This window comes from Marinomonas sp. TI.3.20 (assembly GCF_038155025.1).
Lineage (GTDB): Bacteria > Pseudomonadota > Gammaproteobacteria > Pseudomonadales > Marinomonadaceae > Marinomonas > Marinomonas flavescens.
On the sequence record NZ_JBAKAS010000134.1, the window covers coordinates 1 to 255 of the forward strand.

1 protein-coding gene is annotated in these 255 nt (G+C 54.1%); it reads right to left on the minus strand.

Features of this window, described 5'->3' with window-relative positions; translation table 11 throughout:
• The coding region (locus V6259_RS19890) for a hypothetical protein (RefSeq protein ID WP_341586002.1) at positions 1 to 255 on the minus strand (255 nt) is incomplete at both ends.

The window sequence follows — 255 nt, forward strand, 5'->3', positions numbered from 1 at the left end:
TCACTTTCACCGTCTCGGTGTCCGCATCTACGCCACTCAAGGTCACGCTAACAGAGTCCGCTTCGTCTGCGTTGGTTACTTCATCGCTTTCGGCCACAGCCACGCTGAAGTTGCTGTCGGTGTCCGCACTCGTATCTAAATCTAACGTATCGGTAGTAGTAGACGTGTTACCCGCATCGTCAGTTGCTACGGCGCTGACGGTAATTGTACCGTCGGTCAGATCACTTAGATCCACATCCGCCACACTCCAGACGC